We start from the raw sequence: 13911 nt of genomic DNA on the forward strand, positions 1-13911 counted from the left end.
AATCGTCTATTTACTGCCAGCAACCCAGCGCAGTCCCCAACCATATGCCTCATCAATCTCCCGATGACCACTGTAATATTGGACCAGCCGTTCAACACTGAATGTCTCGTTATTCACATTCCGAAATAACGCGATGGCACACATGCCTTTGCGGTTGTTATGCTCGTCCAAATTGACAATAATATCGGGGCCATCACTCTGGGTAATCGTGACAACACCGTCAGCTTCTGACCAATTGGTAACACCCTTATAAATAAAAGAAAAAATTAGAATCCGTTCAATATCAGCAATTTTGCTGCCATTAATCCGCAGATTCTCACCGGTTGTTACAGAGCCTGTCCGGTCATCTCCATCAAGCATGACATAAGGAGGTTGGTTCAATGAGCCAAAAGCATTGCCCAGCGCCTGAACTACTCCCTTACTGCCATTCTTCAACTCATATAGACAAGCAAGATCTAAATCCACACCATTTTTACGATTAAATAGCCCTCCACCCTGCTTCTGATTCCAGTTAAGGTTAATTAGCAATTCGCCCAAACCACCAGCTGATTTCTTCAGGTTGATCGAATCGCCTTTTTTCTTCAGTTCGATCTTCTTCAGGTTGAGATTGACCGGAGGGGGTGTTACAGGTGAAGGCGCAGCTGCAGGAGGAGGTGGAAACTGAATCTTAGGCTCCGCTACCGGCGCTGATTGACGTTTAAGCTCTGGCTGCGGCGGAGCAGCAGGCTTAGGCACTGGTATTGGTGTCGGTGCCGGTTCATCGTTCGCTTCTATCCCAAAGTTCCTACACAGTTCCTGTAGACCACCAGCAAAACCCGCGGCAATGGCGCTGAATTTCCATTCACCGTTATATCTATATAATTCTCCTACCACAACAGCCGTTTCCACGGAGAAATGATTTTCAAGATCACATCGGAGAAGCTCCGCACCTGTTACTTGATTCAGAATCCGAAAATAGGCCTGATTTACCTGCCTAAAACTTTGACCTCGCTTCTCGCCATCATAAATGGTAAGTGTAAACGCGAGTTTCATCACATCAGAAGGAACTTTGTTTAGTTCCACGTCAAATTGCTTGAGGCTGTTTGATGTAGGCATTTCCTTATATCTGATATAAGGTGTAGACGGATTATTATAAAATATCAAATCCTCATCTTTGCTTACTTTACCTTGCGCTCCAAGCAAAAAAGCAGAAGTATCAATCTCAAGTGAAGATGGCGATTGCCAGCCAATCTCTACGATAAGAGAATCAAGTCCAGGATTGCCTTTAGTTAAATCAACCTTTTGTCCTTTGACAACTGTAATACCCATTCTTACACCACCTTTATAAATGGAGCAAGCATAAACGCCTTCGGCATCCTTATAAGGACGGCAAGCGTTTAAGCGAGAAATATAAGACATAATGTATCGTGTGAAACTTATATTTTTAAATAACTCCACAAAGTGGAGTTTATACTTCGAGACCCATTCCATTTCCTTTGTGAGGCAATCCATAAAGAATTAAAAAAAGGGCAGGATCGGTGATGACCCCGCCCGGAAGATGCTATTGCGCGTCCAGCCCATAATTTTTACACAATGCGCTAAGGCCGCCGCCAAAACCACTACCTACTGCCTGGAATTTCCAATCCGCACCATTGCGGTAGAATTCGCAGAATACAACTGCCGTCTCTGTTGAGAAATCTTCACCCAGGTCGAAACGGAGTACTTCACGATCTGTGGAAGCATCCACAACACGTACGAAAGCATTGGAGACTTGTCCAAAGTTCTGTGCACGAGTTTCGTAATCATAAATCGTTACGGTAATACCAATACGCTGAATATGGGCAGGGACTTTGCTAAAATCAACGATAATTTGCTCGTCATCTCCGTCGCCTTCTCCTGTACGGTTATCTCCCGTGTAGACTACAGAGCCTGCGCCACCATTTGGGTTGTTATAGAATACAAAATCATCTGTACCTTTAGCTTTGCCGTCTTCATGAAGCAGAAACGCTGAAGCATCGAGGTCAAAATCTTGACCTCCACTATACTTATTAGTGTCCCAGCCCAATCCAACTACTACCTTTGTCAGACCTGGATTAGTCTTGGTAAGATCAATCCGCTGTCCTTTGGAAAGACTGATCGTCACTGACATAACCTTCTTTCATGAGTGGATTCAGTTCACTGTGTACTACAAGATTTATTGCAAGCCGTAATCGCGAGTCAAACCGCTCAAGCCGTCTTTGTAGCCGCTACCGATTGCATTGAACTTCCACTCTGCACCATGACGGTACAATTCACCGACAACAACGCCAGTTTCAATAGAGAAGTCTTCACCCAAATCGAAACGGATTAGTTCTTCATTGTTCAAATCATTTACGATACGCACATAAGAACGAGAAACTTGACCAAAGTTTTGGCTTCTTGTTTCAGCTTCATAAATTGTAATAGTAAAAGCTACCTTTTCTACATCCGCTGGGATACTCAAAAGATCCACTTGAATCTGCTCATCATCACCATCGCCGTCACCTGTACGGTTATCACCTGTATGAACAACAGAAGCGTTCTCGTTCTGTTTATTATTGAAGTAAATGAAGTTGGTTTCTTTTTCAACTTTGCTGTTCGCATTAGTCAAGAATACGGAAACGTCCAAGTCGAAATCTTTACCGCCGTCATATTTATTAGTGTCCCAACCAAGACCTACTGTGATTTTGGATAGACCTGGATTTGTTTTTGTTAAATCGATCTTTTGACCTTTGGATAGATTAATTGCCATGATAACATTCCTCTTTTCTTTTATTTGGATTATACGTAGCGTTCTGCCAGTTGATTGATATGTGCCGCGTGACTACCCTCACCAATTGCGGCGAACTTCCACTCTCCACCTTGACGGTAAAGTTCCCCACAAATAAGCGCCGTATAGCCATTATAATTATCAGATAGGTTGAAACGGATTAGCTCATTGTTGCCTACAGCGTTCATCACACGGATATAAGCTGATTTAATCAATCCGAAATCCTGTTTACGGTTCGTGGCATCATAAATATTCACAACTACCAGAACCTTGTGTACATCGGAAGGAATGGCATTCAGGTTAACCATGATTTGCTCATCGTCTCCGTCACCATCACCCGTGAGATTGTCTCCGGAGTGAATGACAGAGTTACAAGGACTTTGCTTGTTATGGAAGCACACCAGGTTACCCTTCTTAACTAGCTTACCATTCTCGTTCAGCATCAGTGCTGACGCGTCACAGTCCACGTTAGCCTGTTTCTTCACACCGAAGAATCCTCGAGCTGGCTCAGCCGGATCCCAACCTAAACCTACAATTACGTTAGATAAGCCTGCATTACCTTTTGTGAGATCAATCTTCTGACCTTTTACCAGATTAATTCCAGCCAACTTTACGTACCTCCATTCCCTAAAAAGAATCACCATCTATTAGTCTAGCTTTTGGATGTTATATGAGTGATACGCTAAAGAACTAAATACGTTTCATCCGAACTCATGTATATGGTATTACATCATTTATAAACTGAATTCACCAGGGTTTAATCCCAAGACACCGCAAATATGCCGCACAACTGCTTTTTCATTGTCATCAAAATCACCATCAGCTGATCCAATAGCTGAACACACACCCACAATTACACGTCCCACATCTGGTTTACCGGTAAACTTACCGATTGCTTTCAATGCTTCCTGCTTACCGATTTCTGGTGAGAACTCAAAGTTACTTACATAAAAGTTGAACTGGGTAATGACATCTCTCATGTCAAACACCTTAAGCTCATTACTCATATTCATGTAACCAGCCATTTTATTCTTTTCAGCTTCTTCTATTTTACCGTCGGCAGCAGCAACCAAGGCGCAGCCCGCAACTACCGCATTCATGAAATCTTTATTTTTGAATTTCTTTACTTGTTCTGTTAGTCCGTTTTTGGTTGTGTTCAACCAGTTTTTAAATGTGCTCATCGTTTTCTCCTTCTATCACTGCAAGATTATGATAACAAAAGATATCCCAGAGCCTCCTCTCCACGTATCCGACAGAATTTTCATAGTAGATCCCTGAATCACGGTTTACTCTTCTAATATACCTGATAAAATAGCAATATTCTACTTTTCCAGACTTTTACAGTACTTTTGATAGAAAAGATTGTGTCCGATCTTGCACAGGAATTCCGAACAATTGCTCCGGACTGCCATCTTCCACGATTTCGCCCTGTTCCATGAACAGCATACGATCACCAACCTCACGCTCAAAGCCCATTTCATGGGTCACAACGATCATCGTCATTCCCTCACTTCTCGTTGAAACACCAAAAAAAGCATTGCCAGAGATTCTATCCTCTCTAGCAATGCCTTTAGCATATTTAACTGTGAAGTCTTTTAAAGAATGATGTCCCCATCATAAGAACCAATCATTTTGTACAGATCCGGTCGGCGATCACGGAAGACGCCCCACTCGATCCGTCCGACTTCCAAAGCATCCAGATCAAATTCGCTCACTATTACAGCTTGCTCGTCCCGGCCTGCTTCAACAATTTTATTGCCTTGCGGTCCCGCAATGAACGAAGAGCCGTAGAAATTAATGCTAGAATCTTCATCAATTTCTTCACCGATACGGTTGGAGGCAACGACTGGAATAAGGTTAGCCGCTGCATGCCCAAGCATACAAGTCTGCCAATGATCTTTAGAGTCGATCGATCCATCCTGCGGTTCTGATCCGATAGCGGTTGGATAGAAGAGAATTTCTGCTCCCATCAGGCTCATCACTCTAGCCGCTTCCGGGTACCACTGATCCCAGCAAATCCCTACACCAATCTTGGCATAGCGAGTGTTCCATACTTTAAAGCCAGTATCTCCCGGATTGAAGTAGAATTTCTCTTCATACCCTGGGCCATCTGGAATATGGCTCTTGCGGTATTTGCCCAGTATCGTTCCATCGGCATCGATTACAGCTAGTGAATTGTAACGTGCGTAGTTCTTTTTCTCATAAAAACTGATTGGCAGCACCACTTGCAGTTCCTTGGCTATTGCTGTGAAATGATTAATCGCTTTGTTATGCTCAAGCTCTGTTGCATATGCGTAATAATCAGCCTTCTCTTTCTGACAGAAATACGGAGTCTCGAACAGCTCCTGCAGCAAAATAATTTGTGCTCCCTGTGCCGCCGCTTCTCTGACCAATGTTTCAGCTTTGCTGATATTCTCATCAATATTGCTGGAACAGCTCATTTGCGTCGCAGCTACTTTTACATTTCTCAAGAATCTGTCCTCCTTATATATAAATGTCCCTTTGGACGTTTAGTTTCCTTCAATTATTGCTGAGCAGGCATTTGTTGCGTAGTGCAGTGAACGTTCCCGCCCTCGGTGATGACCGCCATACCGTTAACTGTACGAATCTTACGTTCCGGGAACAAACCAGCCAGTACTTCCTCGGCAAGTTTATCTGTTTCCACCGCTGTACCGCCAAACACAGGTAAAATAATTCCACCATTTACGAAATAGAAGTTCAAATAACTGAGCGTCAGACGGCTGCCGTCATGATCCATCCGTGGTGGTTGCTGAATCTTGATGATCTCCAGCTTACGCCCTTTGGCATCTTTGGCATTCTCCAAAATACGAAGATTCTCCTGTGTAATCTCAAAATTCTCGTCCTGCGGATCCTCACAGACCTGAATAATGACTTTACCTGGAGCAGCGAAGCAAGCGATATTATCCACATGACCATCGGTTTCATCACCACTTAGACCACGCTTAAGCCAGATAATAATTTCTGTACCTGTATAATTGCGCACGTACTCTTCAATATTCTCGCGCTTCAAATCCGGGTTGCGGTTCGTATTGAGCAGACATTCTTCTGTAGTAATCAAGGTGCCTTCTCCATCCGTATGAATCGAGCCGCCTTCCATCACAAGAGGCGCATCAAAGCGTGTCACTTGTGAGTGTTCGAGAATCTGTGGAGCTACCTCATCATCCAGATCCCAAGGTGAATATTTACCGCCCCAGGCATTAAACTTCCAGTTCACGCCTGCTAGAACGCCGTCTTTATTAACAACAAAGGTAGGCCCGTTATCACGCAACCAAGCATCGCTATGCTTTATAGGTAGTAGCGTTACATTCGGTCCGCTGACCAGACGTTCTACCTTTTCCACGTCCTCCGGGTTAACGATGACCGTAATCGGTTCAAACTCGGCAATAGCTGTAATAATGTCAGCATAACCTTGGCATACCGACTCGTGGTTGTCCGGGAAACACATAGATTCCTGCACCGGCCAGGAGATAAAAGTACGTTCATGCTTGCCCCATTCCGGTGGCATTGTATAGTTCAAATCTTTAGGATTCATGTGTTAACTACCTTTACTATTATATTTGGAGCCAGCCCTGCCCTAAAACTCCTACCTCATCATACAATAATATGTTCTAGTGCTCAATTCCCTAGAACACTAATAATGTTGGAAGGAATTCGGGCCACATGTGATCTGACTGAGCTTATAGTGTAATCCTTTTTACCACATCGCCCTCAAAATCCTTAACGATGAATTCTCCACCCTCAAGGATACCATAGGAATTCGGATTATTCTCTTTAGGCAGCGATATCGAACCGGGATTCAGCACGTATACGCCCTCTTTTACATCCGCAACGGGAAGATGGGTATGCCCCTGAATAAAGATATCCTTCTCAGATAATGCCGGTAAATTCTCAATGCTAAAGCCATGTCCGTGTGTAACATAGATTCGTCTGCCTTCATGCAGGAGCATGACATAATCACCCATCATCGGGAATTGAAGCAGCATCTGGTCCACCTCAGCATCGCAGTTACCACGTACTGCCGTTATAGGCTGCTTTTTGTTATATTCATTCAGTTTATTAGCAACACCCTGTGGGTCGTAACCCTTCGGCAGTGGATTTCTGGGACCGTGATATAAAAAGTCTCCTACGATAACAAGACTGTCTGGCTGTTCTTCCTCTACCTTTTCCAAAGCCCGTTCTAGCCAGAATAAAGATCCGTGAATATCGGAAATAAACATTAGCTTCATCATGTATTCTCCTTTTCGACTAAAGTAGATCATGTTCTTAGGTTACAATTTTAACCTTGAATAGGCCAACAACGCAAAAGCGGACGTCCCCCAAAAGGAACGCCCTGCTCTATATACCTCAATCCTTACGGTAAATTCGATGATCCCATCAAGAATCGGTCCACTTCGCGGGCTGTCTGACGCCCCTCATCAATGGCCCAAACTACAAGGCTTTGTCCGCGGCGCATATCACCTGCTGTGAATACCGCCTCTACATTGGTCGCTTGTGCTCCGAACTCCGCCTTGGCATTTCCGCGCTCATCACGTGCCACCCCAAGCTCACCTAGCACAATCTCTTCGGGCCCTGTGAATCCTAATGCGAGTAGTACCAGCTGTGCCTTTAGAACTTCTTCACTGCCTGGTACTTCAACCGGAACTATCCGTCCCTGTTCATTGCGAGTCCACTCAATGCGCACAGTATGCAGCTCCTGCACATGTCCACCATCGTCACCAACAAAACGTTTCGTCGAAACGAGATAACGACGTGGATCTTCCTTATACAGTGAAGCCGCTTCTTTTTGGCCATAGTCCACCTTAAGAACCTTTGGCCATTCTGGCCACGGATTGCTAGGCTGACGGGTCAGTGGAGCTTGTGGCATAATCTCAAGCTGGATCACACTACGACAGCCGTGGCGGATCGACGTAGCTACACAGTCTGTGCCAGTATCTCCGCCACCGATTACAACTACATCCTTATCTGCCGCAGACAAGTATTCACCATCAGCAAGCTCTGAATCCAGTAAGCTCTTAGTATTCAATGTCAGAAACTCCATCGCCTGATGAATGCCCCGCAGCTCACGGCCCTCTATAGGAAGCTCTCGTGCCTGCGTAGACCCGCCACACAAGACAACAGCATCGTGCTCCGCCTTGAGTTGTGACGCCGAGATATCTCTCCCAATCTCTGTACGAGTTACGAATGTAATGCCTTCAGCCGTCAGCAGGTCTACTCGGCGCTGAACCGTCTTCTTATCCAGCTTCATGTTCGGAATACCATACATCAACAAACCACCAATCCGATCTGCCCGTTCATACACGGTCACCGAATGCCCTGCCTTGTTAAGCTGAGCTGCACAGGCAAGACCTGCTGGACCCGAGCCCACTACAGCTACCTTTTTACCTGTGCGAGTAAGCGGGGGCTCAGGAACAATCCAACCTTCTTCAAAACCTCTATCTACAATCGACTTTTCAATCGACTTTATCGTTACGGGCTTGCCGTTCATCCCTACTGTACAAGAACCTTCACAAGGTGCCGGACACACACGTCCAGTAAATTCAGGGAAGTTATTGGTCTTATGCAGACGTTTCAGTGCAACCTCCCAGTTCCCACGATAAACCATATCATTCCATTCAGGAATCAAGTTGTGTAGAGGGCAGCCGGAAGCCATACCCGACAACAGACGTCCTACATGACAAAATGGCGTACCACAGTCCATACAACGTGCGCCTTGCTCGCGCAGATTCTCTTCATCCAGAGGAATCGAGAATTCATCCCAATTCTTAATCCGCTCCAGCGCCTCACACTCCGAAGGCGTCTGCCGTTCAAATTCCAAAAATCCGGTTGCTTTCCCCATCTCTCTCATCCTCTCTAAATATCCCCACAGATATATACTTCCTAAACCGTTAAAAAAGAAAAGTACGCGCTATGTTTGTCTGCTGCCAAGCCTATGCCACTCTAAAGCGCCAAAGTAAATGCCTTCATATTAACATCCAATATCATCATCGAAAATGAGTAATGTCACCTTTTTATGTAAAATGAAACAATCAAATTAAGAAAATGGAAAAACAAAAAAAAGCACACAGTGTACTGTACCTGATTAAAGTACGTTACTCCGCATGCTTTTCAATAATGATCTTGTAAAAGACTATTTATTTCGCCGTCAGGACTACTGTCCCAATTCCATTTACAGTTAGCTTATTTCCAGTCAGCTCCTGCGTAAGATCAGCCCCGAAGATGGTCTTCCATGCTCCAAGCTGCGGCAGAACCACAGTGGTCTGTTCAGCATTCGCATTAAAAAGAACATAAATATGCTTCGCTGCATCTCCTCCAGCATGGCCACGTAGCGTGTAAGCTACTGCACTTGCCGGTGCTTTTTCAAAAACCAAATGGTTCCGAATGTCCGCTGCTGTTCGCATACGGAAGGCCGGGTGAGCTTTACGCAGTTCGATTAACTGTTTCATATACGCCACATCTTCCTGATGCGCGGCGCACAATTCCCAGTCCATACGATTGATCTCGACCGAAGATTTATAGCTGTTCTCCACCCCGTCCTTCGTACGCATAAACTCCTGCCCTGCATGGATAAAAGGAATCCCCTGACTCATGAACACTATCGCAGAAGCTAGTCTGTGCATGGAACGGCGCTGAGTAATCGTCTCACCCTCGGTGGACAATACGATTTTATCCCATAAGGTATGATTATCATGACACTCCACATAATTAACGTTTTGCTGAGGCTCCTCGGCAAATTGCTTAATTCCTGGGCTGAAGTCAATTCCTCCCGCAATCCCCGCCTTGATCGCAGGCTCCAGACCCATCATTCCACTGATGAAGCCCGGCTGATCGTACAAAAAGATATTTCCTTTAATAGCATCCCTGAAATCATCATTAAAATGTCCGATTCCCGGCATAAGGGAGGCATTCTTCTGATGAGCGAGCCGTTCCATCGGTAGCTCAGTCCCCATCATCCAGCCTTCACCGATCGTCATGATAGACGGATCTATTCCATCCAGACGCCGCCGGGTTTCCCGCATCGTATCGACATCCATCAAGCCCATCAAATCAAAGCGGAAGCCGTCGATATGGTATTCTTTAGCCCAATAGACCACGGACTCCACAATGAAGCGGGACATCATCAAGCGTTCTGTAGCCACGTCATTGCCACAGCCTGAGCCATTCGACAGGCTTCCGTCTTGTTTATAACGCAAATAATAGCCAGGAACCAGTTTAGTGAAATTCACGCGATATCCGTCGTACACATGGTTGTAAACAACATCCATAATGACGCGGAGTCCACGATCATGAAGCGCTTGAATCATTGTTTTTAGTTCTTGAATGCGTAGTCCGGGCACATAAGGATCCGTAGCATAGGAGCCTTCAGGAGCATTGTAGTTCTTCGGATCATAACCCCAGTTAAAATGAGGCTCATCCAGCTTCGTCTCATCTACACTCTCTGTAGAATAATCATAAATAGGCAATAGCTGCACGTGGGTTACACCGAGATCTGCGATATGATCGAGTCCGGTGAGAATGCCCTCTGGTCCGCGGGTTCCTTCTTCCGCCAAAGCGAGATATTGACCCTTATGAGCCATACCGCTTGCTGGATGAATGGATAAGTCACGCAAATGAAGCTCATAAATAATAGCGTCTACAGGATCCTCAAACGACGGCTTATCTTCCGTCCACCGCTCAGGGTCCGTCTTGCGCAAATCTAGAATAGCACCTCTGTCCCCATTCACGCCGACAGCACGCGCGTAAGGATCAGCTGCTTCATTCCACTGTTCACCTAGACGCACTCGGTAGGTATAGAACTTGCCATCTAAATCACCGTCAACCGTAGCTCTCCACGTTCCCCGAATATCGCGAATCATAGCATATTTGGACCCCGCAGCTCCCTGCCATGAATCATAAATTACTAGCTCTGCCTCCTGAGCCGTAGGGGCCCACAAGCAAAATGATGAACAGGCCGATGAATATGTAAGTCCGAGATCATCCCCGTCATAACTAAACAACTGATCAAACTCCTGAGCGAATACGGAAATCCCTCTAGTAGTCGCAGGATCACCATAATAAATCGGTTCCTTCATTTCCTTTTGTACGGACAAAGCACCTATCCCCTTTTCCAGTTATTAACTGGATTATAGTATGATCCTCGAATTTGTGCAAACGTTTGTACTCAAAATAACCAGATCATTTTTCCAGGGTAATTGCATAGCTAAATCACGATTAACTAGGCGTTTCTATGATATTCATTCCCACCATTGTAATGATGTCTTTATTTGCATAATATGGGATGCGGTGTTCTTTACAAAGAGCAATCCTTCCATCCTTATACCTCACACCATTATCCTGAACGATGAGGATTGGAAGATCCCCGTTATCAGGTACTTCATATCCTATTCCTAATACCCAATGGTAATCGTAAGCAAAATTCCCTCTCCACCGAAAATTAAACCATTTATCAAATTTAACAGCTACTGGCCGACCTGCATCAATCTCCACTTTATACACATCAAAATCGTTAAAAGTAGAGACAGAAAGCTTATGTCCCCCTTTTGGCGAGGTTGAAGAGTGGATATAAGCTGTGATCCCCTTTACAAAACTACGTGTACTCATCCCCAAAGGGGTACCTCCGTGATGACTGTATATGTAATTAATATGAGCTGCTTTAGAGTGAAAATGACCTTTGCCACGAATAAAGTCCATTCCTAGCTGGGTATTCCAATACTCGGTTAAAGCTGCCAGCGTAGCTGGTCCACATGCAGAAGACGGGGATGAAACCCCAGCCTCCCACTGTGTGTATGGATCTACCGATAGTTTGTTACTGAGACTGGAGTTTCTATGCCTCATCAGGATGGTTCTCCCTTTGAAGAGTTCGGCTTAGAAGCTGAAAGGGCAGGGCCTTCCGGAAGTAAAATCACATTTTCACCGACATCCATAGATCCCTCTGAATTAGATCGTGATTCCATTTCCTGTGCGGGCTTCTGCTCTGCCTGGGCAATATCTTCCTCATCGCCCTCATATTTACTTTCAGGATTAATCTGTAGCGTGAAATAGAAATTAGAGCCGTTTCCTTCGCTACTCTCCACCGCAATGGCTCCGCCCATCAGCTCGACAAGCTTCTTGCAAATGGCTAGTCCTAAACCCGTCCCGGCATACTTACGATTAAACGAGGAGTGCAGCTGGTAGAATGATTGAAACAACTGATGCTGCTTTTCTAAAGGAATACCTATCCCCGTGTCTCTGACATTAAACTTCAAGGTCAATTTCTTTGAAACCACGGACAATTTTTGCTCCACATAAATACAGACTTTACCTCGGTCAGTAAATTTAATCGCATTACTGACCAGATTAACCAATACCTGACGTAATCGTCCCGCATCTCCCATAATGAACGTAGGAACTCCTGGTGCCATGCTGTAAGACAGCTCAAGATTTTTTTCCAAAGCCTTAGCCATAAATAGATCCGTTACACTGTCCATTACCTCTCGAAGATGTACGGGCTCATGTACGATCATCATTTTTCCGGCCTCAATTTTACTGTAATCGAGAATTTCATTCAGAATATATAGAAGAGAGCTACTGCTCTCCTTAATAATATTTGTGTACTCACGTTGTTCTTCATCTAGTTCTGTCTCGGCAAGCAGATCAGTCATCCCCACAATACCGTTCATCGGCGTGCGTATTTCATGACTCATAATGGCTAGAAACTCTGATTTAGCCTGGTCCGCTTTTTCCGCAGATTCCTTCGCCCGAATGATCTCCTTCTCATCTGTAATATCCCTGAACACGACTACAACACCCTTAGGTTCACCTTTATCAAAAAGAGGGGTTACTTGGTACTCCGCAAGAAAGCTTGTACCATCTTTACGCCATAAGACTGCATCCTTGCTCTGGTAAGATCCCCCTGACCTAATGGCTTTGATAAGTGGCGACTCCTCTGGCCGGTAATGGATCCCATCAAGCGCTGTCTGCTGAATATGATCTAGATAGGTATGACCCATGATCTCATCATGTTCATAGCCGAGCATATGCAAACCTGCAGGGTTGATGAAGGTCACCTTCTCCTCCATATCGAGTCCAAAAATACCCTCCGAAACTGCATTTAATATAAGGGTGTACTCATTGCTTAGCTTCTCAATTTGTTCTGTATATCTTATACGTTCCGTAATGTCACGGGAAATACCATATACACCAACCACTTGATCGTCTACAATGATCGGAATATTAGTGGTATTAATCTCTACAAGATGGCCTTCTTTATGAATAAGCGTCAGATCATAGCTTTGGGGATAGCCCTTAGCAGCTAAGTTAAAATGATACAGCGTCTTCTCCATGTCCTTCTCATGCACAACGGGACCAAAGTACATTCCGATCAGTTCTTCCAGCGAATACCCGGTCAGCTTCTCCAGATTCGCATTGGCTGTTAAATAATCCCCTTGCAAATTCATTGAGTACACAGCAGAGGGATTATATTCAAATAAGGATTTATAGCGCTGTTCATTCTCCTGAAGCTTGAATTCGAACTGTTTGCGCTCTTCAACTGCATGACGCGAGATTAAATCCAGCGAATTCTCGGACATCAATCTATAATTACGTTCACTTTGATAAATCTGTTCCTCTAGATCTCGTTGATCTGCCATTTGTTGATCTGCAATCTTTCGGTCCGTAATATCTTCGGCGTACACAATAATACACGAAGGGGCTTGTCCTGCTGTTCCAAATCCTGAGAATGCCAGGGAAAGCCATACCGGTTGATCCCCTTTGCGAAAGCATTCTTCCTTCTTCCAGCTCCCTGCTGGAGAATTCTGAAGCTCATCCATCACCAATCTATAGGAAAGCTCTTTCGAAGACGTCTGTCTATTTTCCATTTCTGCAAAAATAGCCCCAGCAAGAAACTCAGCTTCCGTAAAGCCAAGGAAATTGCAAAAAGCCGGATTGACCTTCAGCCAGTTACCCTTACCATCATTTAAAGACAGTACGGCTATTCCCTCTGGGGACCTCATAAATGCATGTTCCAACATTGTGCTATATTCTACCGCGTTATCCATCTACGCCAGACCTCCTTTGTTGCGAACGTTGCATCCTTTATTCCATCCTAAGTTCAGTATACGATAAGAGAAGTGAGTATAGAAATGCCC

The 13911-nt window shown here is 44.8% G+C and carries 12 protein-coding genes and 1 pseudogene; all 13 read right to left on the reverse strand.

The window, feature by feature from the left end; translation table 11 throughout:
• Positions 1 to 6: 6 nt before the first annotated feature.
• The 13 genes and pseudogenes from MKX35_RS01670 to MKX35_RS01730 all read right to left on the reverse strand — a co-directional run bounded on the left by MKX35_RS01670 (position 7) and on the right by MKX35_RS01730 (position 13821).
• The gene (locus tag MKX35_RS01670) at positions 7 to 1308 is read right to left on the reverse strand and encodes a TerD family protein (RefSeq protein ID WP_076285128.1); all 1302 of its coding nucleotides are present in this window, start codon (positions 1306 to 1308) and stop codon (positions 7 to 9) included.
• 232 nt (positions 1309 to 1540) lie between these two features.
• The gene (locus tag MKX35_RS01675) at positions 1541 to 2122 is read right to left on the reverse strand and encodes a TerD family protein (protein WP_076299900.1); all 582 of its coding nucleotides are present in this window, start codon (positions 2120 to 2122) and stop codon (positions 1541 to 1543) included.
• 51 nt (positions 2123 to 2173) lie between these two features.
• A complete protein-coding gene (locus MKX35_RS01680; protein ID WP_042184261.1) occupies positions 2174 to 2749 on the reverse strand; it encodes a TerD family protein in 576 nt (191 codons plus the stop codon).
• Between the two features lie 29 nt (positions 2750 to 2778).
• A complete protein-coding gene (locus MKX35_RS01685) occupies positions 2779 to 3375 on the reverse strand; it encodes a TerD family protein (protein WP_076285126.1) in 597 nt (198 codons plus the stop codon).
• Between the two features lie 126 nt (positions 3376 to 3501).
• Positions 3502 to 3948, reverse strand: coding sequence for a tellurite resistance TerB family protein (locus MKX35_RS01690; RefSeq protein ID WP_042184258.1), 447 nt, complete (start codon positions 3946 to 3948; stop codon positions 3502 to 3504).
• A gap of 157 nt (positions 3949 to 4105) precedes the next feature.
• Positions 4106 to 4276 (reverse strand): annotated as a pseudogene (locus tag MKX35_RS01695) (peptide ABC transporter ATP-binding protein); the annotation flags it as partial.
• Between the two features lie 86 nt (positions 4277 to 4362).
• Positions 4363 to 5238, reverse strand: coding sequence for an N-carbamoylputrescine amidase (gene aguB / locus MKX35_RS01700; protein ID WP_076285125.1), 876 nt, complete (start codon positions 5236 to 5238; stop codon positions 4363 to 4365).
• A gap of 53 nt (positions 5239 to 5291) precedes the next feature.
• Positions 5292 to 6320 carry an agmatine deiminase family protein gene (locus MKX35_RS01705; RefSeq protein ID WP_076299901.1) on the reverse strand — a complete coding sequence of 343 codons (1029 nt, stop codon included), beginning with the start codon at positions 6318 to 6320 and terminating at the stop codon, positions 5292 to 5294.
• Positions 6321 to 6465: 145 nt separating this feature from the next.
• Positions 6466 to 7014, reverse strand: coding sequence for a phosphodiesterase (gene yfcE, locus MKX35_RS01710; RefSeq protein ID WP_076299902.1), 549 nt, complete (start codon positions 7012 to 7014; stop codon positions 6466 to 6468).
• A 125-nt stretch (positions 7015 to 7139) separates the two neighbouring features.
• On the reverse strand, positions 7140 to 8624 hold the full coding sequence (locus MKX35_RS01715; RefSeq protein WP_076299903.1) for a glutamate synthase subunit beta: 1485 nt from the start codon (positions 8622 to 8624) through the stop codon (positions 7140 to 7142).
• Positions 8625 to 8919: 295 nt separating this feature from the next.
• Positions 8920 to 10875: a type I pullulanase gene (gene pulA, locus MKX35_RS01720; protein WP_076299904.1), complete on the reverse strand. Its 1956-nt coding sequence runs from the start codon at positions 10873 to 10875 to the stop codon at positions 8920 to 8922.
• Positions 10876 to 10996: 121 nt separating this feature from the next.
• Positions 10997 to 11620, reverse strand: coding sequence for a C39 family peptidase (locus tag MKX35_RS01725; protein ID WP_076285120.1), 624 nt, complete (start codon positions 11618 to 11620; stop codon positions 10997 to 10999).
• Entirely contained in the window at positions 11620 to 13821 is a 2202-nt protein-coding gene (locus MKX35_RS01730) for a PAS domain-containing hybrid sensor histidine kinase/response regulator (RefSeq protein ID WP_076299905.1), read from the reverse strand. Before MKX35_RS01730 ends, MKX35_RS01725 begins: the two co-directional genes overlap by 1 nt.
• Between the last annotated feature and the right edge of the window lie 90 nt (positions 13822 to 13911).

The sequence above is a fragment of the Paenibacillus sp. FSL R5-0923 genome, assembly GCF_038009145.1.
Taxonomy (GTDB): domain Bacteria; phylum Bacillota; class Bacilli; order Paenibacillales; family Paenibacillaceae; genus Paenibacillus_AQ.